19 protein-coding genes are annotated in these 20,816 nt (G+C 59.5%); 14 read left to right on the top strand and 5 right to left on the bottom strand.

The annotated features are described in order from the left end of the window. Positions 1-83: 83 nt before the first annotated feature. The 7 genes from clpP to JS46_RS14975 all read left to right on the top strand — a co-directional run bounded on the left by clpP (position 84) and on the right by JS46_RS14975 (position 8,222). Positions 84-707 carry an ATP-dependent Clp endopeptidase proteolytic subunit ClpP gene (clpP, locus tag JS46_RS15005; RefSeq protein WP_033752709.1) on the top strand — a complete coding sequence of 208 codons (624 nt, stop codon included), beginning with the start codon at positions 84-86 and terminating at the stop codon, positions 705-707. A 127-nt stretch (positions 708-834) separates the two neighbouring features. Beyond that, on the top strand, positions 835-2,106 hold the full coding sequence (gene clpX / locus JS46_RS15000) for an ATP-dependent protease ATP-binding subunit ClpX (RefSeq protein ID WP_033752707.1): 1,272 nt from the start codon (positions 835-837) through the stop codon (positions 2,104-2,106). 190 nt (positions 2,107-2,296) lie between these two features. After that, positions 2,297-4,651 (top strand): endopeptidase La, encoded by a 2,355-nt coding sequence (gene lon, locus JS46_RS14995; RefSeq protein WP_033752706.1) that lies wholly within the window; start codon positions 2,297-2,299, stop codon positions 4,649-4,651. A gap of 214 nt (positions 4,652-4,865) precedes the next feature. Then, on the top strand, positions 4,866-5,141 hold the full coding sequence (gene hupB, locus JS46_RS14990) for a nucleoid-associated protein HU-beta (protein ID WP_033752705.1): 276 nt from the start codon (positions 4,866-4,868) through the stop codon (positions 5,139-5,141). A gap of 246 nt (positions 5,142-5,387) precedes the next feature. After that, the gene (gene ppiD / locus JS46_RS14985; RefSeq protein ID WP_033752703.1) at positions 5,388-7,256 is read left to right on the top strand and encodes a peptidylprolyl isomerase; all 1,869 of its coding nucleotides are present in this window, start codon (positions 5,388-5,390) and stop codon (positions 7,254-7,256) included. Between the two features lie 139 nt (positions 7,257-7,395). After that, the gene (locus tag JS46_RS14980; protein WP_033752702.1) at positions 7,396-7,719 is read left to right on the top strand and encodes a helix-hairpin-helix domain-containing protein; all 324 of its coding nucleotides are present in this window, start codon (positions 7,396-7,398) and stop codon (positions 7,717-7,719) included. Between the two features lie 104 nt (positions 7,720-7,823). Further along, complete coding sequence (locus JS46_RS14975) at positions 7,824-8,222, top strand: YbgC/FadM family acyl-CoA thioesterase (RefSeq protein WP_033752700.1); 399 nt, start codon at positions 7,824-7,826, stop codon at positions 8,220-8,222. Between the two features lie 39 nt (positions 8,223-8,261). Here JS46_RS14975 and queC read toward each other — a convergent pair whose 3' ends face one another. Continuing rightward, a complete protein-coding gene (gene queC / locus JS46_RS14970; protein WP_033752894.1) occupies positions 8,262-8,957 on the bottom strand; it encodes a 7-cyano-7-deazaguanine synthase QueC in 696 nt (231 codons plus the stop codon). Positions 8,958-9,031: 74 nt separating this feature from the next. Further along, positions 9,032-10,714, bottom strand: coding sequence for an SgrR family transcriptional regulator (locus JS46_RS14965; RefSeq protein ID WP_033752699.1), 1,683 nt, complete (start codon positions 10,712-10,714; stop codon positions 9,032-9,034). 92 nt (positions 10,715-10,806) lie between these two features. Between JS46_RS14965 and cof the strand changes: the two genes are divergently transcribed. Then, entirely contained in the window at positions 10,807-11,628 is an 822-nt protein-coding gene (cof, locus tag JS46_RS14960) for an HMP-PP phosphatase (protein WP_033752698.1), read from the top strand. 34 nt (positions 11,629-11,662) lie between these two features. On the opposite strand, the gene JS46_RS14955 is transcribed toward cof, so the two are convergent. After that, positions 11,663-12,694 (bottom strand): PLP-dependent cysteine synthase family protein, encoded by a 1,032-nt coding sequence (locus tag JS46_RS14955; protein ID WP_235213009.1) that lies wholly within the window; start codon positions 12,692-12,694, stop codon positions 11,663-11,665. A 115-nt stretch (positions 12,695-12,809) separates the two neighbouring features. Here JS46_RS14955 and JS46_RS14950 point away from each other — a divergent pair, with 115 nt between their 5' ends. The 5 genes from JS46_RS14950 (at position 12,810) to amtB (ending at position 18,748) form a co-directional block, all read left to right on the top strand. Further along, positions 12,810-13,271 (top strand): Lrp/AsnC family transcriptional regulator, encoded by a 462-nt coding sequence (locus tag JS46_RS14950; RefSeq protein WP_033752695.1) that lies wholly within the window; start codon positions 12,810-12,812, stop codon positions 13,269-13,271. A 23-nt stretch (positions 13,272-13,294) separates the two neighbouring features. Then, positions 13,295-15,070: a SmdA family multidrug ABC transporter permease/ATP-binding protein gene (locus JS46_RS14945; protein ID WP_033752694.1), complete on the top strand. Its 1,776-nt coding sequence runs from the start codon at positions 13,295-13,297 to the stop codon at positions 15,068-15,070. Then, positions 15,057-16,832 carry a SmdB family multidrug efflux ABC transporter permease/ATP-binding protein gene (locus JS46_RS14940; protein ID WP_033752692.1) on the top strand — a complete coding sequence of 592 codons (1,776 nt, stop codon included), beginning with the start codon at positions 15,057-15,059 and terminating at the stop codon, positions 16,830-16,832. The genes JS46_RS14945 and JS46_RS14940 overlap by 14 nt, the downstream gene beginning before the upstream one ends. Positions 16,833-17,089: 257 nt before the next feature. Beyond that, the gene (glnK, locus tag JS46_RS14935) at positions 17,090-17,428 is read left to right on the top strand and encodes a P-II family nitrogen regulator (protein WP_033752690.1); all 339 of its coding nucleotides are present in this window, start codon (positions 17,090-17,092) and stop codon (positions 17,426-17,428) included. Positions 17,429-17,461: 33 nt separating this feature from the next. Next, positions 17,462-18,748, top strand: a complete 1,287-nt coding sequence (gene amtB / locus JS46_RS14930) for an ammonium transporter AmtB (protein ID WP_033752689.1) — start codon at positions 17,462-17,464, stop codon at positions 18,746-18,748. Positions 18,749-18,842: 94 nt separating this feature from the next. Here the strand turns inward: amtB and tesB are convergent, their stop codons facing one another. Next, entirely contained in the window at positions 18,843-19,706 is an 864-nt protein-coding gene (gene tesB / locus JS46_RS14925) for an acyl-CoA thioesterase II (RefSeq protein ID WP_033752688.1), read from the bottom strand. Positions 19,707-19,906: 200 nt separating this feature from the next. Between tesB and JS46_RS14920 the strand changes: the two genes are divergently transcribed. Further along, positions 19,907-20,464, top strand: coding sequence for a YbaY family lipoprotein (locus tag JS46_RS14920; RefSeq protein WP_033752686.1), 558 nt, complete (start codon positions 19,907-19,909; stop codon positions 20,462-20,464). 32 nt (positions 20,465-20,496) lie between these two features. Here JS46_RS14920 and JS46_RS14915 read toward each other — a convergent pair whose 3' ends face one another. Next, positions 20,497-20,808 (bottom strand): MGMT family protein, encoded by a 312-nt coding sequence (locus JS46_RS14915; protein WP_033752684.1) that lies wholly within the window; start codon positions 20,806-20,808, stop codon positions 20,497-20,499. Between the last annotated feature and the right edge of the window lie 8 nt (positions 20,809-20,816).

Here is a 20,816-nt window from a genome sequence, read left to right as displayed (position 1 = left end):
CGAAGCGGAGCTGCGCAGAACGCGCTCGCTTCAGAGAAAATCGGTACAGAATGTAGCCAATGAACTATATCCAGGAGACGGTAATGTCATACAGTGGCGATCGTGAATTTACTGCGCCGCGCAATGCGCTGGTGCCCATGGTGGTTGAACAGACTTCGCGCGGCGAGCGTTCCTACGACATCTATTCCCGCCTGCTGAAAGAGCGCGTCATCTTCCTGACCGGCCAGGTTGAAGATCACATGGCCAATCTGATCGTGGCGCAGATGCTGTTTCTGGAAGCGGAAAACCCTGAGAAAGATATCTATCTTTATATCAACTCCCCAGGCGGCGTGATCACCGCAGGCATGTCGATCTACGACACCATGAAGTTTATCAAGCCCGACGTCAGCACCATCTGTATGGGCCAGGCCTGTTCAATGGGCGCTTTCCTGCTGACTGCCGGCACTAAAGGCAAGCGCTTCTGCCTGCCGAACTCGCGCGTGATGATTCACCAGCCGCTGGGCGGCTATCAGGGCCAGGCGACCGACATTGAGATTCATGCGAAAGAGATTCTGAAAGTGAAACAGCGCATGAATGAGCTGATGGCGGAGCATACCGGCAAGTCGCTGGAAGAAATTGAGCGCGATACCGAGCGCGATCGTTTCCTCTCGGCGAGTGAAGCGGTAGAGTATGGTTTAGTCGACTCCGTCCTGACACATCGCGAATAAGACTCATCTGCCCGTCTCCTTACGCTATAGTTACTGGGAAACGGGTTTGAGTTGAATGAATATTGGCCGTGTTCGCACGGCCTGCGCCGTACGCCAGTATGGCCTGAGAACAAGAAGAGGTTAACTGATGACAGATAAGCGCAAAGACGGTTCAGGGAAGTTGCTGTACTGCTCTTTTTGCGGCAAAAGCCAGCATGAAGTGCGTAAGCTGATTGCCGGGCCGTCAGTGTATATCTGCGACGAATGTGTCGATCTGTGCAATGACATCATTCGCGAAGAGATTAAAGAAGTTGCCCCGCATCGCGAACGTAGCGCGCTGCCTACGCCGCACGAAATCCGCCATCACCTCGATGATTATGTTATCGGCCAGGAAAAGGCGAAAAAAGTGCTGGCGGTTGCGGTGTACAACCACTACAAACGCCTGCGCAACGGCGATACCAGCAATGGCATCGAGCTGGGCAAAAGCAACATTCTGCTGATTGGTCCGACCGGTAGCGGTAAAACCCTGCTGGCGGAGACGCTGGCGCGCCTGCTGGATGTGCCGTTCACCATGGCCGACGCCACCACGCTGACCGAAGCGGGCTACGTGGGCGAGGATGTGGAGAATATCATCCAGAAGCTGCTGCAGAAGTGCGACTACGACGTGCAGAAAGCGCAGCGCGGCATCGTCTATATCGATGAGATCGATAAAATCTCGCGTAAGTCGGATAACCCGTCTATTACGCGCGACGTCTCCGGCGAAGGCGTGCAGCAGGCGCTGCTGAAGCTGATTGAAGGCACCGTGGCGGCCGTTCCGCCGCAGGGCGGTCGCAAGCATCCGCAGCAGGAGTTTTTGCAGGTTGATACCTCTAAGATTCTGTTTATCTGCGGCGGCGCGTTCGCGGGCCTGGATAAAGTGATCTCCCAGCGCGTGGAAACCGGCTCCGGTATCGGTTTTGGCGCAACGGTAAAAGGCAAGTCGGAAAAAGCGAGCGAAGGCGAGCTGCTCTCTCAGGTTGAACCTGAAGATCTGATCAAATTCGGCCTGATTCCAGAGTTCATTGGTCGTCTGCCGGTGGTCGCGACGCTCAACGAGCTGAGCGAAGAAGCGCTGATCCAGATCCTGCGCGAGCCGAAAAACGCCCTGACCAAACAGTACCAGGCGTTGTTCAACCTGGAAGGGGTCGAGCTGGAGTTCCGCGACGAAGCCCTGACCGCCATCGCCAAAAAAGCGATGTCGCGTAAGACCGGCGCCCGCGGCCTGCGTTCTATCGTTGAAGGCGCGCTGCTGGAAACCATGTATGACCTGCCTTCTATGGAAGACGTAGAAAAAGTGGTGATCGACGAGTCGGTTATCGAAGGCCAGTCAGAGCCGATGCTTATCTACGGCAAGCATGAAGCCCAGGCGTCTGGCGAATAATTCGCCAGCGTAAGGGCGTTGATATTATTAAAAAAGGGGAAAATTCTTTCCCCTTTTGTTTTTCTCGCTCTCATGACGTTGAATGTCGAACGATCATCCCCATATACTCATAATCCTGTGGGTTTAACTGCACATTCCCTGCATTATGCGGTGCCCATCACCTGGCGGACACTAACTAAGAGAGAGCTCTATGAATCCTGAGCGTTCTGAACGCATTGAAATCCCCGTGTTGCCTCTGCGCGACGTGGTGGTTTATCCGCACATGGTAATTCCGTTGTTTGTTGGTCGGGAAAAATCGATTCGTTGCCTCGAAGCGGCGATGGATCATGACAAGAAGATCATGCTGGTTGCCCAGAAAGAGGCTTCAACGGATGAACCTGGCATTAACGATCTCTTCTCTGTAGGGACCGTAGCCTCAGTGCTGCAGATGCTGAAACTGCCTGACGGCACCGTCAAAGTTTTAGTCGAAGGGCTGCAGCGCGCGCATATCACTACCCTGGCGGATAATGGCGACCATTTTACCGCGCAGGCGGAATACCTGATCTCGCCGGAAATCGAAGAGCGCGAACAGGAAGTGCTGGTACGGACGGCGATCAATCAGTTTGAAGGCTATATCAAGCTGAACAAAAAGATCCCGCCGGAAGTGCTGACCTCGCTGAACAATATCGACGATGCGGCGCGCCTCGCCGACACCGTTGCGGCCCATATGCCGCTGAAATTAGCCGATAAACAGTCGGTGCTGGAGATGTCGGACGTGAACGAGCGTCTGGAATATCTCATGGCGATGATGGAGTCGGAAATCGATCTGCTGCAGGTTGAGAAGCGCATTCGCAACCGCGTGAAAAAGCAGATGGAGAAGAGCCAGCGCGAGTACTATCTGAATGAGCAGATGAAGGCGATTCAGAAAGAGCTGGGCGAAATGGACGACGTACCGGATGAGTACGAAGCCCTGAAGCGCAAAATCGACGCGGCGAAAATGCCGACCGAAGCGCGTGAAAAAGCCGAAGCCGAGCTGCAGAAATTAAAAATGATGTCGCCGATGTCCGCCGAAGCGACGGTGGTACGCGGCTATATCGACTGGATGGTCCAGGTGCCGTGGAACGCGCGTAGCAAGGTGAAAAAAGACCTGCGCAAGGCCCAGGAGACGCTGGACACCGACCACTACGGCCTGGAGCGCGTCAAAGACCGCATTCTGGAATACCTCGCCGTGCAGAGCCGCGTCAGCAAAATTAAAGGCCCGATCCTCTGCCTGGTTGGACCGCCGGGCGTGGGTAAAACCTCGCTGGGTCAGTCGATCGCCAAGGCGACCGGCCGTAAGTATGTGCGTATGGCGCTGGGCGGCGTGCGTGACGAAGCGGAAATTCGCGGTCACCGCCGCACCTACATCGGCTCTATGCCAGGCAAGCTGATCCAGAAAATGGCGAAGGTCGGGGTGAAAAACCCGCTGTTCCTGCTGGACGAGATCGACAAAATGTCATCCGACATGCGCGGCGATCCTGCTTCCGCGCTGCTGGAAGTGCTCGATCCCGAGCAGAACATCGCCTTTAACGATCACTACCTCGAAGTCGATTACGATCTCTCCGACGTGATGTTCGTTGCCACCTCCAACTCCATGAACATTCCGGCGCCGCTGCTGGACCGTATGGAAGTCATTCGCCTCTCTGGTTACACCGAGGATGAGAAGCTCAATATCGCCAAACAGCATCTGCTGCCGAAGCAGATTGAGCGTAACGCCCTGAAAGAGAGCGAAATCACGGTGGAAGACAGCGCCATCGTCGGCATCATCCGCTACTACACGCGCGAAGCGGGCGTGCGTAGCCTGGAGCGCGAACTGTCGAAGCTGTGCCGTAAAGCGGTGAAAACGCTGCTGCTGAATAAAGAGCAGAAGCACATCACCATCAACGGTGACAACCTTAAGGATTACCTGGGCGTACAGCGCTTCGACTATGGCCGCGCCGAAAGCGAAAACCGCGTTGGCCAGGTGACCGGCCTCGCATGGACCGAAGTGGGCGGCGATCTGCTGACCATCGAAACCGCCTGCGTGCCGGGCAAAGGCAAGCTGACCTACACCGGTTCGCTCGGCGAGGTGATGCAGGAGTCGATCCAGGCGGCGCTGACCGTGGTGCGTGCGCGCGCCGAGAAGCTGGGCATCAACGGCGATTTCTACGAGAAGCGCGACATCCACGTTCACGTGCCGGAAGGCGCGACGCCGAAGGATGGCCCGAGCGCCGGTATCGCGATGTGCACCGCGCTGGTCTCCTGTCTGACCGGCAACCCGGTGCGTTCCGACGTGGCGATGACCGGCGAGATCACTTTGCGCGGCCAGGTGCTGCCGATCGGCGGCCTGAAAGAGAAGCTGCTGGCGGCCCATCGCGGCGGCATTAAAGTGGTGCTGATCCCGGACGATAATAAACGCGACCTGGAAGAGATTCCGGCCAACGTTATCGCCGATCTGGAGATCCATCCGGTGAAACGCATCGAAGAAGTTTTAGGCCTTGCGCTGGAAAACGCCCCTTACGGCATGCAGGTTGCTACCGCAAAATAGTGATTAGCGACATAAAGCATTAAAAAGCGAAGCTGGCAGGCCAATGAGCGCTTGCCAGCTTTTTTTAGTGCCGTTAATTTAGGGGGCTGCGGATTCAGCGATTAAGATGAATTCCGTTGTTTCGCCTCAACAGGCTTGATATAACGTGCTGCGCATTCGTATCCGCCAGGACGCGCGGATGTGAAGTGAAATAATAAAAGAGGGGATGAAGAGAGTGAATAAGTCACAGTTGATCGACAAAATTGCTGCAGACGCTGACATTTCTAAAGCAGCAGCGGGACGTGTTTTGGACGCATTCACCAGTTCTGTTTCCGACGCGCTGAAAGGCGGCGACGAAGTGGCTCTGGTGGGCTTTGGCACTTTCTCCGTACGCGAACGTGCCGCACGTACCGGCCGCAACCCGCAGACCGGCAAAGAGATCACCATTGCCGCTGGCAAAGTGCCGGGCTTCCGCGCCGGTAAAGCGCTGAAAGACGCTGTCAACGCATGACATCGCACCCGTCCGCAGAAGCATTTTCTTCCGTGGACTAGAGGACGGTTCATGCGTTCTCATGTAACATACGGGCACATCAAATTTGATGTGCCTTTTTTATTCGGATCCGGGGATAAATCGCGCTAAGACTTGTCTCAACAGGAGTGAAGCTGCCAGGCTAAACGGCAGTTGCGTAACGACCTTTATCCGACAGGCGTTGCGCCCGAGGTTTATATCCACACTACAGCGGAGCGTTGTCATACCATGATGGACAATTTACGCGCGGCGTCGAATCATGTCGTGCTCAAGGTTATTTTGGGGTTGATTATTCTCTCCTTCGTGCTGACCGGCGTTGGCAACTACCTTATCGGCGGCGGCAGCGATTACGCCGCTAAAGTCAACGGACAGGAAATCAGCCGCGCGCAGCTCGACCAGGCGTTCAACAACGAGCGCAGCCGCCAGCAGCAGATGCTGGGCGATCAGTTCTCGCAGCTTGCCGGCAACGACGGCTTCATGCAGCAGATGCGTCAGCAGGCGCTGTCGCAGCTGGTGGATCAGGCGCTGCTCGATCAGTACATCAACGACCTCCACATTACTATCAGCGACGATCAGGTCAAGCAGGCGATCTTCGCCCAGCAGGCGTTCCAGACCAACGGCAAGTTCGACAACGCGAAATATAACGCTCTGCTGAGCAGCATGGGCTTTACCGCCGATCGCTATGCGGAAGCGCTGCGCAAGCAGCTGGCGACCCAGCAGCTGATCAACGCCGTCGCTAATACCGACTTTATGCTGAAAGGCGAAACCAGCAAGCTGGTGGATCTGGTGTCGCAGAAGCGCGACATTCGTCAGGCGACTATCGACGTCAACGCGCTGGCGGCGAAACAAACCGCGACGGCCGACGAGATCGCGCAATACTATCAGCAGCATAAAAACAACTTTATGGCGCCGGAGCAGTTCCGCGTCAGCTACATCAAAATGGATGCCGCCAGCATGCAGGCCAGCGTTAGCGACGCCGACATTCAGAGCTGGTACGACCAACATAAAGCGGACTACACCCAGCCGCAGCGTAACCGCTACAGCGTCATCCAGACCAAAACCGAGGCGGATGCCAGCGCCGTGCTGGCGCAGCTGAAGGGCGGGGCGGACTTCGCCGCGCTGGCGAAAAGCAAATCGATCGATCCCATCTCTGCGCGCAAGGGCGGCGATATGGGCTGGCTTGAGCCGGCCACCACGCCGGACGAGCTGAAAAACGCCGGACTGACGCAGAAGGGCCAGCTTTCGGGCGTGATTAAATCGTCGGTCGGCTTCCTTGTGGTGCGTCTGGACGATATCCAGCCGGAACAGATCAAACCGCTGGCCGAAGTGCGCGACGCGGTGGCCGACAAAGCGAAGCAGGAGAAAGCGGTCGACGCTTTCTACCAGCAGCAGCAGAAAGTGAGCGAAGCGGCGAGCAACGACAATGAGTCGCTGGCTGGCGCTGCGCAGGCTTCCGGCCTGAAAGTGGTTGAAACCGGCTGGTTCAGCCGTGACAGCGTGCCGCAGGAGCTCAACTTCGACGCGGTGAAAAACGCCATTTTTAACGGCGGCCTGACCGGCCAGAACGGTGCGCCAGGCAACAACTCCGACGTGATTACCGTGGATGGCGACCGCGCGTTCGTGCTGCGCATCAGCGAGCACAAACCTGAAGCGATTAAACCGCTGGATGAGGTGAAAGCGCAGATTGCCGACACGCTGAAGCACGATAAAGCGGAACAGCAGGCGAAGGCGCAGGCGGACAAACTGCTGGCCGATCTCAAAGCGGGCAAACAGGATGCGCTGAACGCAGCCGGTCTGACGCTGAGCGCCAGCAAAACCGTCGACCGCAACAGCCAGGATCCGGTCGCGCAAACCGCCTTCAATCTGCCGCAGCCCGTTGACGGTAAAGCGTCGTGGGGCATGAGCGAAGATATGCAGGGCAATGTGGTGCTGGTGGCGCTGGACAAGGTCAGCAGCGGTACGCTGCCGCAGGAGCAGGTAGACGAAATGATTAAGGGCGTGACGCAGAACAACGCGCAGCTGGCGTTCGAAGCGCTGCTCGCAAATCTGCGCAAAGAAGCCAAAATTAAATACGGCGCGGCAGCGCAAATGCAGTAACGCTCGCAAAAAAGTGTTTTGCAGTGAAAACCGAAAAGGCCGCTTGCGCGGCCTTTTCCATTTCTGGATGTTGCCTTTTGAGGCCTTCTCTCTTCTCTGTCACGCTCTCCTTGCTGTTAAACATAAGGAGAAACAGAGCATGTCTAAATCACTATTGTCCGTTCTTTGCTTTACCCTCGCGCTTGGCGGCGCACTCGGCTATTCCAGCGTGACGGCGGCGGAAACCGCAGGCGAAACGCCGACTGCCCAGGCCGCGCAGGCGGCAGGCGAAAAAATCAGCATTAACGAGGCGACCGCCGAGCAGCTGTCGGCGGCGATGAACGGCGTCGGGCTGAAAAAGGCGCAGGCGATTGTCAGCTACCGCGAGCAGTACGGGCCGTTTACCGCCGTCGAACAGCTAAAGGAGGTGCCGGGCATCGGCAATTCGCTTATCGAACGTAACGCAGGGCGGCTGAAACTGTGAGCTAAGGCGCAACCCTGACGCTTTTGCCGCGCGGCAAAAAGGCTTTTGCTACGCTAAAGAGGTCATACCAGTTAGGTCCTCTTTAACGACAGGAGATGTCAGGCATGCAGACCACGATTAAAGTTCGCGGCTATCACCTCGACGTGTATCAGCACGTCAACAATGCGCGCTATCTGGAGTTTCTGGAAGAGGCGCGCTGGCAGTGGCTCGAAGAGGCGGACGCGTTCAACTGGCTGCAGCAGCAGCAGCTGGCGTTCGTGGTGGTGAATATCAATATCAACTATCGTCGCCCGGCTGTGCTGGGCGACGTTCTGGCAATACACAGTGAAATGACGCAGCTGAACGGAAAAAGCGGCGTGATTACCCAGCGCGTAACGCTGGCGGGGAGCGAAACTTTGGTGGCGGATGCGGCGCTGACCTTTGTCTGCATCGATCTGCGCACGCAGAAAGCGGTCGCGCTGGAGAGCGAGCTGCGCGCGCGGCTTGAGGCTTTCTCCGTCTGAGTCAACAGCGCGGCGCATCTGTGCGGCGCCGCGCCGATATCAGATCAGGCCGCTTTTGCTTTTCATCGCCGCCATCACGGCGTCGCGATCGGCGAGATAGTCGTTCAGGCCGCGTGCGCGCAGATGACAGGCGGCGCATTCGCCGCAGCCGTCGCCCTTGACGCCGTTATAGCAGGTCAGCGTTTCTTCGCGTACCAGCGTCAGGCTTTGCCAGTAGTCGGCCAGCGCCCAGGTCTCTGCTTTATTGAGCCACATCAGCGGGGTTTCAAAACGCACCTCGCGCGCCATGCCGAGGCTGACCGCGTGGTTCAGCGCTTTAACGAACTCGTCGCGGCAGTCGGGATAGCCGGAAAAATCGGTTTCGCAGACGCCGGTGATGACAGCCTCCGCCTCGACCTGATACGCGTAAACCGAGGCGAGGGTCAGAAACAGAATATTGCGTCCCGGCACAAAGGTGCTCGGCAGGCCGCTGGCGGCGGGATCATAAGAGGGAACCGGAATGTTGTCGCGGGTCAGGCTGCTTACCGCCAGCTCGTTCAGCAGAGTGACGTCGAGCACCTTATGGGCGCGAGCGCCCAGCTTCAGCGCCAGCGCGCGGGCGACCTCGATCTCTTCGCGATGGCGCTGGCCGTAGTCGAAGGTGACGCAGTGCACTTCGTCATACTGCTGCAACGCCTGGATCAGGCAGGTGGTGGAATCTTGTCCACCGCTAAAGACTACAACGGCTCGTTTCATCATTTTGTCCTGGTCGAAAATTTTGCGTCTATGGTAATCACTCTCCCGCCCGCTGAACAGCGGGAAGCGCGCCTTCACGCCGTCAGCGGCGGCGGAACCCAGGCGCGGCTGAAGTCGAACCAGCCAAGGGTATTAAGCTGGATGCCCTCTACGCCTGGGGGCGCGAAGATTTGATAGCGATAGTTGAACAGCGGCAGCAGCAGCCCGTCGCGCATCAGATTGTGGTAGAGCTGGTGCAGTGCGGCACGGCGCGCCCCGCCGTCGGCCAGCCGCTGTATCCTCGACAGCTGCTGACGAAGATGCTGGCTGGTTTCCGCAGGCCACAACCGATCGATCTCCAGCCAGCTTGCCAGCGTAAAAAGCGGCGCGTCGCCGATCAGCCGGTCGCCCATCACCAGATCGGCCTGCGCCAGATCCTCGCTGTTCTGCCAGCTTTTTACGTCGTGAAAGATCAGGGTGAGCTCACAGCCCTCCGCCCGCAATAGCTCGCGCAGCGCCTGCGCCATCTCATGCAGTTCGACCGGCAGCTGGTAGTGCAGCGTCAGGCGCGGCGGCAGATGCGGCGCCTCATCCTCCACCTGCGGCACCGGCCAGCCCGGCAGCAGCTCTTTGCTCGGCGTAATCAGCCCTTCTTCCAGCGGCAGCTGCGCAACGATGCCGCTTTGCTGTAGCAGGCGGAGCAGACGACGCGCCTGCGCCGGGCTAAAACCGGCGCGCGGACGACAGGCGAGGTAGCAAAAGCCGAGGCTGATGCTGCGACTGACCGGACGCAGCGACGCCAGATCCGCCGCATCGCCAATGGCGATCTGCACCGGATGACGGCAGCTGGTGCCGAGTGCACGATCGAACAGCGTCGGCGTAATCCAGTACTCAACGGCCTGCATCAGCGGCAGCTGCAGGTGACAGCGCGTATGGCTCTCGATACGCACCAGTTCGGGCGTAAAGTGCGCCAGCTTCCAGGGGCCGCTGCCGAGGCGCGGCTGCTGCGGATGGGGCAGCAAACAGAGCTGATGCGCCAGTCGCCAGGGCAGCCAGTAGTCGCTGCGGCTCAGCCGAAAGCGCAGCGCCAGCGGATGCGGCGCGTCTACGCTTGCGACGTCCGCCAGCAGGCGCTGCGCGCGCGCGTCCTGCAAAATGCGCTGAAACTGCTCGACCAGCTGCGCGGCCTGAAGCGGCTCGTCGTTATGCCAGAACAGCTGCGGACGCAGCCAGAACAGCCAGACGCGCCCCTCGTCGGCGTGCTGCCAGTGATGCGCCAGATCGCCGACCGGCTCATCCGCTTCGAATCGCGTCAGGCCGGAAAAGAGCTGACGCGCCAGGTGCTGTTCGGCGCGCCCGACAATCTGCAGCGGCGCGACGGAATCGAGCGGACGATAGTAGGGAATGCGCAGCACAGGGGCGTCGTTTTGCCACTGGCCGCCCATCAGCGGACGCAGCAGATCCACCAGCCGCTCCGGCGCCATATCCAGCACCTGCAGCGCTTCGGCGGCATTTCCCGCCTGCAGCTGCGTCTGCAGCAGCTGTTGCCGCAGCTGTTCGGGCGATCGAAGAAAGGTCAACGTGCCCAGCCTGCCGCGCCCCGATTCGCCCTGCCAGCGCAGCCAGCCTGCATGCTGCCACTGCGACAGCAGGGTGCGCAGGTGACGATCGCTGCAAAAGCAGCGGCTGGCCATCTCGGCCACGCAGGTCTGTTGGGGGGCGCCCTGGCTCAGCTGCCACAGACGCTGAAACTGATTAAGGCGATTAAGCTGGCGCATAGAAAACCCGGAACAGTTTTCGAAAAGTATTCACTATTAGTTCCGGGATTGCCAGGCGATAGTGAATGCTGATTTATCAACGGGAGAGAGCAATGGCGCGACTTGCCGCATTTGATATGGACGGCACGCTGCTGCTGCCCAGCCATCAGCTGGGCCAGCAGACGTTAAACAGTTTGCTGGCGCTGCATCAGCGCGACGTACAGCTGGCCTTCGCCACCGGTCGTCACCTGCTGGAGATGCAGATCCTGCGGCAGCGCATCACGCTGCCCGCGTGGCTGATCACCGGCAACGGCACGCGCGTGCACGATCTGGACGGCAATCTGCTATTCGCCAGCGATCTCTCGCCATCGGTGGCGGAAGAGGTGCTGCACAGCCGCTGGGATAGCGCCGCCACGGTGCACGTTTTCAACGACGACGGCTGGTTTACCGACGTGCCGGTGCCGCAGATGCTGCAGGCGCACGCGCTGAGCGGCTTTCGCTATCAGCTGCGCGACCTGAAAAGCATTCCCGCGCACCAGGTCACCAAAATCTGCTTCGTCGAGAGTCACGACCGGCTTTGCCAGCTGAAGACGCAGCTGGAGGCGGCGCTCGGCGACCGCGCCCATATCTGTTTCTCGGCGCTCGACTGTCTGGAGGTGTTGCCGCTCAACTGCAACAAAGGCAGCGCGCTCGCCATGCTGTGTCAGCATCTTTCGCTGCCGCTGGCGGAGTGCATGGCCTTCGGCGACGCCATGAACGACCGCGAAATGCTGGGACTGGTGGGGAAAGGGTTTGTGATGGGCAACGCCATGAGCCAGCTCAAGTCCGCGCTGCCCCATTTGCCGGTTATCGGCCATTGCGAGACACAGGCGGTGTCTCACTATTTAGATCACTGGATGGCGACGCCGCACCTCGCGTATTCCCCCGAATGCTGAGGATTACAGTGAAGCGGACAGGGAGTCCGCGATTTTATTCCAGCTCGCGCTGCCAGCGGCTGATATCGCCAAACTGCCGCGTGACCCAGCCTTCATCGTAATAGCTGTCGGGATAGCGCTCGCCGCTGTCGCACATCAGCGTCACCAGCGCGCCCCGTTCGCCGTTCGCCCGCATCCGCTTCGCCACCTGCATCATGCCCCAGAAATTGGTGCCGGTTGAGGCGCCTGGCTTACGGCCGATAATGTGCGCCAGCTTCAGCATCGCCGCCAGCGTGGCGCCGTCCGGCACTTTCATCATTTCGTCAATCACGTCGGGCATAAAAGAGGGCTCGACGCGCGGACGACCGATGCCTTCGATCTGGCTGCCGCGCGGGCTGCGCAGCGTCGCGTCGCGGCTGTGCCAGTAATCGTAAAACACCGAGTGCTCGGGATCGACCACCAGCAGCCGCGTGGCAAAGCCCTGATAGCGAATATAGCGGCCCAGCGTCGCCGAGGTGCCGCCGGTGCCGGCGCCCATAATAAGCGTATGCGGCACGGGACAAGGCTCGAGCGCCATCTGGCGGAAAATACTCTCGGCGATGTTATTATTGCCGCGCCAGTCGGTGGCGCGCTCGGCGTAGGTAAACTGATCCATAAAATGGCCGTCCAGCTCCCGCGCCAGCTCCATTGAGGCGCTGTAAAGCTCGCACGGGTCGGCGACGAAGTGGCACTGGCCGCCATAGAACTCAATCTGCTCGATTTTGCGCTTCGCGGTGCTCGCCGGCATGACGGCGATAAAGGGCAGGCCGAGCAGCTGAGCGAAATAGGCCTCCGAGACCGCGGTGCTGCCGGAAGAGGCCTCGATCACCGGCCTGTTCTCGTTGATCCAGCCGTTCGCCAGCCCGTAAAGAAACAGCGAGCGCGCCAGCCGATGCTTCAGGCTGCCGCTGGGATGGGTGCTCTCATCTTTCAGATAGAAATCGATGCCGGGATAATCCGCCAGGCGAAAGCGAATCAGGTGGGTTTCGGCGGAGCGCTGAAAGTCCGCGTTGATTTCATTAATGGCGTGGCGAGTCCAGTTACTCATGATGCGATTCCGGCTGAAAAGATGGGCTGATTGTAAGGCACGCGTAGGAAAAAGAGTTGGCTTTATTCTCGCTATAATGGCGTATCTGGAGAAAAATATTCTCCCGAGGAGAGAAATGTTAGATAAAACTGACCGTCATTTACTTGATTTGCTGCAGCGGGACTGCACGCTATCGCTGCAGGCGCTGGCGGACGCCGTTAACCTCACTACCACGCCGTGCTGGAAGCGACTGAAAAAGCTGGAGGATGACGGTATCATCCGTGCACGCGTCGCGCTGCTGGATGCGGAAAAGCTCGGCCTCGCGCTGACCGCCTTTATGTTCGTTAAAACGCAGCAGCACAGCCGCGAATGGTATCAGCGCTTCGTCACGGCGGTGCAGGAGATGCCTGAGGTGCTAGCGTTCTACCGCACGGCGGGCGAGTTCGACTATCTGCTGCGCATTCAGGTTGCGGATATGAAACGCTACGATGACTTTTACAAGCGTCTGGTCAACAGCGTGCCGGGCCTGATCGACGTCACCTCCAGCTTCGCCATGGAGGAGATCAAATACACCACGGCGTTACCCGTTGCCCCCTGAGGCAAAAGAAAGAGAAGAGCGTAGTGCGACTATTTAGCCAGTTAAGTTGGTATTTTATCCGCGAGTGGCGACGCTATCTGGGCGCGATCACTCTCCTGATCGTTATCGCTATCCTGCAGCTGCTGCCGCCGCATCTGGTGGGTGTAATCGTTGATGGCGTCACGCATCACACCATGAGCGGGCGCACTATTATGATGTGGATCGGCGTGATGCTGGTCACCGCCGTGGCGACCTATCTGCTGCGCTACGTCTGGCGCGTGCTGCTGTTCGGCGCCTCCTATCAGCTTGCTGTCGAACTGCGCGAAGATTTCTATCGCCAGCTCAGCCGTCAGCATCCCGCTTTTTACCTGCGTCATCGCACCGGCGATCTTATCGCACGCGCCACTAACGACGTGGATCGCGTGGTGTTCGCCGCCGGCGAAGGGGTGCTGACGCTGGTGGATTCGCTGGTGATGGGCTGCGTGGTGCTGCTGGTGATGAGCCTGCAGATCAGCTGGCAGCTGACGCTGCTGTCGCTGGTGCCGATGCCGATCATGGCGCTGTTTATCCACCGCTACGGCAACCAGCTGCATGACCGTTTTAAGCTGGCGCAGGCGGCTTTCTCCAGCCTGAACGACCAGACGCAGGAGAGCCTGACCAGCATCCGCATGATTAAGGCGTTTGGCCTGGAGTCGCACCAGTCGGATCAGTTCTCCGCTTTTGCGCGCGATACCGGCGCGAAAAACCTGCGCGTGGCGCGCGTCGACGCCCGTTTCGACCCGACCATCTATATCGCTATCGGCTTCTCGAACCTGCTGGCGATCGGCGGCGGCAGCTGGATGGTGTGGCACGACCAGCTGACGCTCGGTCAGCTCACCAGCTTTGTGATGTATCTCGGCCTGATGATCTGGCCGATGCTGGCGCTGGCATGGATGTTCAACATCGTCGAGCGCGGCAGCGCCGCCTGGAGCCGCATCGGCGCGCTGCTGGCGGAAGCGCCTGCGGTCAAGGATGGCGAAAGGGAGCCACCGGCGGAAGCGGGCGTGCTGCAGGCTTCGATCCGCGAGTTTCGCTATCCGGCCAGCGCCGCGCCGGTGCTGCGCAACCTCAACTTTGCGCTGAAGCCCGGACAGATGCTGGGCTTGTGCGGCCCAACCGGCAGCGGAAAAAGCACGCTGCTCAGCCTGCTGCAGCGCCATTTCGATATCGACCAGGGGGATATTCGCTACCACGACATTCCCCTGACGCAGCTGCGCATCGACAGCTGGCGCAGCCGGCTGGCGGTCGTCAGTCAGACGCCATTCCTCTTCTCCGACAGCGTGGCGAGCAATATCGCGCTGGGCAAGCCCGACGTCACTCAGGAGGAGATTGAGCGCGCGGCGAAGCTGGCCTGCGTGCATGAGGATATCCTGCGGCTGCCGCAGGGTTACGCCACCGAAGTGGGCGAACGCGGCGTGATGCTTTCCGGCGGCCAGAAGCAGCGGCTATCAATTGCGCGCGCGCTGCTGCTCGACGCGGAGATCCTGATCCTCGACGACGCCCTGTCGGCGGTCGACGGCCGCACCGAGCACGATATTCTGCATAACCTGCGCCTCTGGGGCCGGGGCCGCACCCTGATTATCAGCGCACATCGCCTGTCGGCGCTGGCGGAAGCGAACGAAATTCTGGTGCTGCAGCAGGGCGAGATCGCCCAGCGCGGCAATCATGACGCGCTGGCGGCGCAGCCGGGCTGGTATCGCGATATGTATCGCTATCAACAGCTTGAGGCGGCGCTGGACGAAGACGAATCGGCAAAAGGAGCGCTCGATGGCGACCTCTAAACGCTTATGGCCAACGCTGAAGCGGCTGCTCGCCTACGGCAGGCCGTGGCGCAAATCGCTGGGCCTGGCGGTCGGTCTGCTCTGGATCGCCGCCGCGGCCGAGGTGACCGGACCGGTACTGGTCAGCTACTTTATCGATAACCTGGTGGCGAAGCACCAGATGCCCTGGGGCATCGTCGCCGGGCTGGTGACGGGCTTTATTCTGCTGCAGCTGCTGGCGGCAGGGCTGCACTATTTTCAGGCGCTACTGTTTAACCGCGCGGCGATCGGCGTAGTGCAGCAGCTGCGCAGCGACGTTATGGACGCGGCGCTGCGTCAGCCGCTCAGCGCCTTCGACACCCAGCCGGTTGGACAGATTATCTCGCGCGTCACCAACGATACCGAAGTGATCAGGGATCTTTACGTGACGGTGGTGGCCACGGTGCTGCGCAGCGCGGCGCTGATCGGCGCGATGATGGTGGCGATGTTCAGCCTCGACTGGCGCATGGCGCTGGTGGCGATGGCGATCTTTCCGCTGGTACTGACGGTGATGCTGATTTATCAGCGCTACAGCACGCCCATCGCGCGCCGCGTGCGCAGCTATCTGGCGGATATCAACAACGGCTTTAACGAAGTGATCAACGGTATGAGCGTGATCCAGCAGTTTCGCCAGCAGGCGCGCTTCGGCGAGCGCATGAGCCAGGCCAGCCGCTCGCACTATCAGGCGCGCATGCAGACGCTGCGGCTCGACGGTTTTCTGCTGCGTCCGCTGCTCAGCCTGTTTTCGGCGATGATCCTCTGCGGGCTGCTGATGCTGTTCAGCTTCTCCTCGCCGGGCATTTTCGAAGTCGGCGTGCTCTATGCCTTTATCACCTATCTTGGCCGTCTCAACGAACCGCTGATCGAACTCACGACACAGCAGTCGATGCTGCAGCAGGCGGTGGTGTCGGGCGAACGCATTTTCGAGCTGATGGATGCCACGCAGCAGCGCTACGGCAGCGACGATCGTCCACTGACTTCGGGACGCATCTCGCTGCGTCAGCTGAGTTTCGCCTATCGCGCCGATCGCGAGGTGCTGAGCGATATCAACCTTGAGGTGCCGGCGCGCAGTTTCGTGGCGCTGGTCGGCCATACCGGCAGCGGTAAAAGCACCCTCGCGAATTTGCTGATGGGCTACTATCCGGCGACGCGCGGCGAAATCTGGCTGGACGATCGTCCCATTGGTCAGCTCAGCCATCAGACGCTGCGTCGCGGCATCGCCATGGTGCAGCAGGATCCGGTGGTGCTGGCGGACAGCCTGCTGGCTAACGTGCGCCTCGGTCGCGATATCAGCGAAGAGGCAGTCTGGCAGGCGCTGGAGCAGGTGCAGCTCGCATCGCTGGCGCATGCGTTGCCAGACGGCATTCATACACGACTCGGCGAACAGGGCAATAACCTGTCGGTCGGGCAGAAGCAGCTGCTGGCGCTGGCGCGCGTGCTGGTGGAGATGCCGCAGATTCTTATCCTCGACGAGGCGACCGCCAATATCGACTCCGGCACCGAGCAGGCGATTCAGCAGACGCTGAGCAGACTGCGCCAGCACACGACGCTGGTGGTGATCGCCCATCGTCTGTCGACCATTACCGAGGCCGACACTATTCTGGTGCTGCATCGTGGTCAGGTGGTAGAGCAGGGCGATCACGCCGCGCTGCTGGCGCGACAGGGGCGCTACTGGCAGATGTATCAGCTGCAGCAGGCGGGCGATGAACTCGCGTCGGGCAAGGCGGTCGCTACCGTAGAGTAAATTGCACCTTTTTTGCGCGCATTTATCAGAATGTTCTCACTCTTTGCACTTCTTTGAGGCCACAAGCACCAAAGAAGTGCAGTTTATTTAGCTTCTGGTTTCGCTTTTCTTTTTCCACTCTCTTCTTTTGCCAATTCAGGCCGGGCCGGACTGCATTTATGCCGCGCCGCCTGCGCGTTTTCATTCCTGGCACAGCCTTTGCTTCTGTCTCTGCGTGTCTGAGGCGACTCACTTGTCTATTACCCGGAGGGGATGCAATGAAGCTGGTTACCGTGGTCATCAAACCGTTCAAACTGGAGGATGTGCGCGAAGCTCTCTCCTCTATCGGCATTCAGGGGCTGACCGTCTCTGAAGTTAAAGGGTTCGGTCGCCAGAAAGGCCATGCAGAGCTCTATCGCGGCGCCGAGTACAGCGTGAACTTTCTGCCCAAGGTCAAGATCGACGTCGCGATCGCCGACGACCAGCTCGACGAAGTGGTGGATGTGATCAGCAAAGCGGCCTATACCGGCAAGATCGGTGACGGCAAAATTTTTGTCGCCGAGCTGCAGCGCGTTATTCGTATTCGTACCGGTGAAACCGACGAAGCAGCGCTCTAATTTCGGCTACGTTATCTGATGGGATGGAAAAAAATGAATAAAGCACTCACCTTGTTGGGCCTCATCAGCCTGTCGCTGTTACCGTCGCTGGCGATGGCTGCGCCTGCCGTAGCGGATAAGGCCGACAACGCATTTATGATGATTTGCACCGCGCTGGTGCTGTTTATGACGATTCCAGGGATCGCGCTGTTTTACGGCGGTCTGATTCGCGGCAAAAACGTGCTCTCTATGCTGACGCAGGTGGCGGTGACTTTTGCACTGGTCTGCGTGCTGTGGATCGTGTACGGCTATTCGCTGGCCTTTAGCGAAGGCAACGCCTTCTTCGGCAGCTTCCAGTGGGCGATGCTGAAAAACATCGAGCTGAAAGCGGTAATGGGCAGTTTCTATCAGTATATCCACGTGGCGTTCCAGGCGTCGTTCGCCTGTATCACCGTGGGTCTGATCGTCGGCGCCATCGCCGAGCGTATTCGCTTCTCCGCCGTGCTGATTTTTGTCGGCGTGTGGGTAACGCTGGCCTATCTGCCGATTGCGCACATGGTCTGGGCGGGCGGTTTTCTTGCGCAGGATGGCGCGCTGGACTTCGCCGGCGGCACCGTGGTGCATATTAACGCCGCTATCGCGGGTCTGGTCGGCGCCTATCTGGTGGGCAAACGCGCCGGCTTCGGCAAAGAGGCGTTCAAACCGCATAATCTGCCGATGGTCTTCACCGGCACGGCGATCCTCTATGTGGGCTGGTTCGGCTTCAACGCCGGCTCCGCCTCCGCCGCTAACGAAATTGCCGCGCTGGCCTTCCTGAACACTGTGGTAGCGACCGCAGGCGCGGTGCTGTCATGGACCTTCGGCGAATGGGCGGTGCGCGGTAAACCGTCACTGTTGGGCGCCTGTTCGGGCTTTATCGCCGGCCTGGTGGCCATTACTCCGGCCTGCGGCTATGTGGGCGTCGGCGGCGCGCTGATTATCGGCCTGGTGGGCGGTCTGGCCGGGCTGTGGGGCGTGACCTCGCTGAAGAAAATGCTGCGCGTGGACGACCCGTGCGACGTCTTCGGCGTGCACGGCGTGTGCGGCATCGTCGGCTGTATCCTGACCGGCGTATTCGCCTCTTCTTCGCTGGGCGGCGTCGGCTATGCGGAAGGCGTCACCATGGGCCATCAGGTATGGGTGCAGCTGTTCAGCGTCGGCGTAACGATCGTCTGGTCTGCGGTGGTCGCCTTTATCGGCTTTAAGCTGGCGGATATGATTGTCGGCCTGCGCGTGCCGGAAGAGCAGGAGCGCGAAGGTCTGGACGTCAACAGCCACGGCGAGAACGCTTACAACCAGTAAGCTGCTGGGCAAGAAAAGCAGTGCGCTAAAAACAGAAAAACAAAAAGGGGCGACGATTCGCCCCTTATTTTTTGCTTTTGCGCGGCCTGATAGCTTATACGCTGCGCTGACGCATCACACCTTCCTGCACGGTCGAGGCGACCAGCACGCCCTGCTGGTTATAGAACTCGCCGCGCACAAAACCGCGCGCTCCGGAGGCCGAGGTGCTCACCACGCTGTAGAGCAGCCAGTCGCTGAAGTTGAACGGGCGGTGAAACCACATCGAATGGTCGATGGTAGCGACCTGCATATCCGCCTCAAGAAATCCTTTGCCGTGCGGCTGCAGCGCCACCGGCAGAAAGTTGAGATCGGAGGCGTAGCCCAGCAGGTACTGGTGAATGCGCAAATCGGCAGGCAGCCCGCCGTTGGCGCGGATCCAGACCTGACGTACCGGCTCGTCGACGCGGCCTTTCAGCGGATTGTGGATCTGAACCGGGCGTATCTCCAGCGGCCGCTCGGCGATAAACTTCTCCCGCACCTTTTCCGGCAGCAGATGCGCCATCTTTTGCGCCAGATCCTGCTCCGACGCCAGCGTCTCCGGGCCGGGCACTTCAGGCATCGCGTTTTGATGCTCGAAGCCGCTCTCGGGCGCCTGGAAAGAGGCGGTCATATAGAAAATAGGCTGCCCGTTCTGTACCGCGCTGACGCGGCGCGCGCTAAAGCTTTTGCCGTCGCGCAGGGTTTCCACATCGTAAATAATGCCTTTCTTGCTGTAGCCCGGCCGTAAAAAGTAGCTGTGGAAAGAGTGGATAATACGCTCTTCCGGCACGGTTTGTTTCGCCGCGTAGAGCGCCTGGCCGACCACCTGACCGCCAAACACCTGACGCAGTCCTAAATCCTCGCTCTGGCCGCGAAAGAGACCCTCTTCCAGCTTTTCCAGATTTAATAAATTCAGCAGATTTTGCAGCGCCTGGCTCATAGTGCAATCCTCACAAAGTTAACCCGCTCAGTGTGAAAGATCCGACCAGTTGCCGTCAATCAAAGAGTGCAGCGGACGCCATGCGGGGAGAGAGAGGAAATATCTGGATTTTATGCCAGGATTAACCACATAAGGCGAATGAAACCCCAGGCGATAAATTCGCAGCCGATAATCATAGTGATCAGATGGAGACGACATCAATGAAACTCTGGCAAGTGGTAAGTGGTATTACCTTGATTGCAGCTGCTGCAGGCTGTGCCGATCACAGCAAGCCGGTACCGGTACCGACGCTGGGCGCCAGCGCGGCAGGGCAACAGGCGGCGATTGCGCAGCCTAACGTGAGCGGTTCGGTCTATATTCGTCAGCGGATCGCATTGCCGCCTGACGCGGTGCTGACGGTCACGCTCTCCGACGCGACAGTATCCAACGCGCCGTCGAAAGTGCTGTCGCAGCGCGCTGTACACACGCAGGGCAAGCAGGCGCCGTTCCAGTTCGTGCTGCCGTTTAACCCGGCGGATATCCAGCCCAATGCGCGTATTCTGCTGAGCGCGGCTATTACCATCGACGGCAAGCTGGCCTTTATCACCGATTCGGTGAAACCGGTCATCAACCAGGGCGGCACCAAAGCGGAACTGCTGCTGGTGCCAGTACCGCAAACCGCGCTGCCTACGCAGCCCGGCGCGGTCAGCACTGTGCCCTCGACCTCGCCGACTCACGTCACGCCATCTTCCGCCGTGCCTGCACCAACCAGTCTGTAATCATCTCAGAGCGGGGCGGTTTCGCCCCGCTGTCAGGGCTGCCAGCGATAAACATCCAGCGCGACGCGCCCGTCGTCACTTATTTCAATGCCTTCCGCCGCCAGCGCGTCGCGTTGTCTTAACAAATCGTCGCCCTGTAGCGAAATGGTGCCGTGACGGTTAATGACGCGATGCCACGGCAGCCGACTGCCGACGGGCAAACGACGCAGTACGCCGCCCACCTGACGCGCCGCACGCGGCGAACCCGCCAGCCGGGCGATATCGCCATAGGTAGCGACTTTGCCTGGCGGAATAGCGGCCACGATGTGCCATATGCGCTGCTGAAAACTCTCTTGCGGATCCATAACGACCT

It is taken from the genome of Pantoea sp. NGS-ED-1003 (assembly GCF_000738765.1).
In the GTDB taxonomy this organism is placed as follows: Bacteria; Pseudomonadota; Gammaproteobacteria; order Enterobacterales; family Enterobacteriaceae; genus Pantoea; species Pantoea septica.
The sequence above is the reverse complement of the archived record's forward strand: the minus strand, read 5'-3'. Positions and strand labels throughout refer to the sequence as shown.

Excerpts from the sequence above, each read along its gene's own strand:
- clpP (WP_033752709.1), top strand. The coding sequence starts at position 84 with ATGTCATACAGTGGCGATCGTGAATTTACTGCGCCGCGCAATGCGCTG.
- clpX (WP_033752707.1), top strand. The coding sequence starts at position 835 with ATGACAGATAAGCGCAAAGACGGTTCAGGGAAGTTGCTGTACTGCTCT.
- lon (WP_033752706.1), top strand. The coding sequence starts at position 2,297 with ATGAATCCTGAGCGTTCTGAACGCATTGAAATCCCCGTGTTGCCTCTG.
- ppiD (WP_033752703.1), top strand. The coding sequence starts at position 5,388 with ATGATGGACAATTTACGCGCGGCGTCGAATCATGTCGTGCTCAAGGTT.
- JS46_RS14980 (WP_033752702.1), top strand. The coding sequence starts at position 7,396 with ATGTCTAAATCACTATTGTCCGTTCTTTGCTTTACCCTCGCGCTTGGC.
- JS46_RS14975 (WP_033752700.1), top strand. The coding sequence starts at position 7,824 with ATGCAGACCACGATTAAAGTTCGCGGCTATCACCTCGACGTGTATCAG.
- queC (WP_033752894.1), bottom strand. The coding sequence starts at position 8,957 with ATGAAACGAGCCGTTGTAGTCTTTAGCGGTGGACAAGATTCCACCACC.
- JS46_RS14965 (WP_033752699.1), bottom strand. The coding sequence starts at position 10,714 with ATGCGCCAGCTTAATCGCCTTAATCAGTTTCAGCGTCTGTGGCAGCTG.
- cof (WP_033752698.1), top strand. The coding sequence starts at position 10,807 with ATGGCGCGACTTGCCGCATTTGATATGGACGGCACGCTGCTGCTGCCC.
- JS46_RS14955 (WP_235213009.1), bottom strand. The coding sequence starts at position 12,694 with ATGAGTAACTGGACTCGCCACGCCATTAATGAAATCAACGCGGACTTT.
- JS46_RS14950 (WP_033752695.1), top strand. The coding sequence starts at position 12,810 with ATGTTAGATAAAACTGACCGTCATTTACTTGATTTGCTGCAGCGGGAC.
- JS46_RS14940 (WP_033752692.1), top strand. The coding sequence starts at position 15,057 with ATGGCGACCTCTAAACGCTTATGGCCAACGCTGAAGCGGCTGCTCGCC.
- glnK (WP_033752690.1), top strand. The coding sequence starts at position 17,090 with ATGAAGCTGGTTACCGTGGTCATCAAACCGTTCAAACTGGAGGATGTG.
- amtB (WP_033752689.1), top strand. The coding sequence starts at position 17,462 with ATGAATAAAGCACTCACCTTGTTGGGCCTCATCAGCCTGTCGCTGTTA.
- tesB (WP_033752688.1), bottom strand. The coding sequence starts at position 19,706 with ATGAGCCAGGCGCTGCAAAATCTGCTGAATTTATTAAATCTGGAAAAG.
- JS46_RS14920 (WP_033752686.1), top strand. The coding sequence starts at position 19,907 with ATGAAACTCTGGCAAGTGGTAAGTGGTATTACCTTGATTGCAGCTGCT.
- JS46_RS14915 (WP_033752684.1), bottom strand. The coding sequence starts at position 20,808 with ATGGATCCGCAAGAGAGTTTTCAGCAGCGCATATGGCACATCGTGGCC.